At 39.5% G+C, this 1,835-nt stretch carries 3 protein-coding genes; 2 read left to right on the top strand and 1 reads right to left on the bottom strand.

Going from position 1 to position 1,835, the window contains the following annotated elements; all coding sequences use genetic code 11:
- Positions 1-698, top strand: a 698-nt coding sequence (locus tag VXQ92_RS16490; protein ID WP_416682551.1) for a glycerophosphodiester phosphodiesterase, incomplete at its 5' end; no start/stop codon positions are given.
- Between the two features lie 28 nt (positions 699-726).
- Here VXQ92_RS16490 and VXQ92_RS16485 read toward each other — a convergent pair.
- Complete coding sequence (locus VXQ92_RS16485; RefSeq protein ID WP_000701693.1) at positions 727-1,257, bottom strand: META domain-containing protein; 531 nt, start codon at positions 1,255-1,257, stop codon at positions 727-729.
- A gap of 208 nt (positions 1,258-1,465) precedes the next feature.
- Here VXQ92_RS16485 and VXQ92_RS16480 point away from each other — a divergent pair.
- A partial coding sequence (locus VXQ92_RS16480; RefSeq protein ID WP_416682550.1) for a fatty acid desaturase occupies positions 1,466-1,835 on the top strand: 370 nt, incomplete at its 3' end.

Raw genomic sequence — 1,835 nt, 5'->3', positions numbered from 1 at the left:
ATCGTGGTGCACGCCGAGAAGCTCCTGAAAATACATTAGGTGGTTTTCAGCACATTAAAAATTTAGGTATTCGTGGTGTCGAATTTGACATTCGTCAGCTTCAAGACCAAGAGTTAGTTGTTATTCATGATGACAATTTTTTGCGTACAGCTGGAGTAGATCAAGTTGTAGAACAATCTACTTTAGCTCAAGCTTTAACATTTGATCATCGTCAAAGCTGGCCCAATTGGCCGACTCCTGAACAAACGCCTACACTTACAGCTGTTTTAAACTTACTTGATAATTTCGATCATATTGAAGTTGAAGTTAAAGCTGTAAGAGATATGGCGTTAGCCGAACAACTCGTTCAAAAGCTTGAGACGGAATTACAGGGTTTTGAGAAAGTCGTGACCATTACAAGTTTTGATCTTCAAATTCTAACCGCTTTACGTGATATCAACTCTCAATTTAAACGCGGATTGTTAGTTGAACTTCCGGTTGGAGCAACGGCGATTGAACTTGCTCATCAATATGGGTGCTGTCATATTGGCTGGCATGATCAACTTGCAACAGATGAAATGATTCAATTGTCTCATCAAGCTGGTTTGAACATTAGTGTCTGGACAGTGAACGATGTAGAAAGAGCAAAGAGACTACAGGATTTAGATATTCAGGGCTTAATTACAGATATTCCAACCACAATGCTTGAAGCTCTTTAAATATAAAAAAGGTGGTATTGACCACCTTTTATTTTTTCTCGGCCTGAATCAAACGCTGTCCGCTTTGATCAAGTAGATATAAGGTATTACCTACTAACTGGAAGCGTTTAATACGTTGTAAAGAGTCGACCAATTCTGCTTCTTGCGCCAAAGCGCCATCACAACTCGAATGACCTGCGTTAACTTCCATATCAAGTTTCTTTTGGCTGAAATCAAAAGTGTATCGCCCAAAAACACGATTACATCCTGTATGACCAGTTACTGTTTTGACTGTAGAGTTCAATGAAAGAGTCGGCCACTGGTTAAAGAATTTTGCCTTATGACCATTTATCTGGGTAATTTGCCAATCTATATCTTGAACACCATCTGGACTCACTTTCTTTTTCACAACTGGCGTTTGTACACGATGTGTTGGTTTTACTTGGCCTTTGTGATTATTTGGTTGCGGCGTGCTTTGACATGCTGCCAATACAAGGCTGATTGCGATGAAAAGACATTTCAATGGCAATTTCCTTGCAATATCAATGCTATTCTTTTTTCTCAATCGCTGTATTTTCATTACACAACTTCTCCTATCTGAAATGTTGTCAGGCATGGTTTAATTCTGTTACGGTTCTTTCAATACATCTGTACAATAATGCTAGTGATTCTCACTAAGCACGTGCTAATATGATGTGCAAAATAGCAATATATCTTGAAGATTGGTTTTGCTATGTCGATTTGTCTTTTTACCTTGTATGACAAGGTTTCTAGGAGCGCTGCCGGATATGACTTCCGCCCCACTCAAGGCCCCAATTAACTGGACCGCTAGCATTACCTTAATTGGTTTACCAATTCTTGCTGCAATCATAATCCCGATTTATGCGTATTATTATGATTTTAGTGTAAGCGCATGGGTAAGCTTATTTTTTCTTTTAGCTTTAAGTAGCATGGGGATTACTGCTGGTTACCATCGTCTTTGGGCACACCGTGCTTATGAAGCGTCGTTACCACTTAAAATTCTTTTAATGATTGGCGGCACATTTGCTGTACAAAACAGTATTCTGTTTTGGGCATCTGGTCACCGTACCCATCACCGTCATGTCGACGATGTAGATGAAGATCCATATTCAATTGAACGTGGCTTTTGGTATGCCC

The sequence above is a fragment of the Acinetobacter sp. 228 genome, assembly GCF_048147885.1.
The sequence above is the reverse complement of the archived record's forward strand: the minus strand, read 5'-3'. Positions and strand labels throughout refer to the sequence as shown.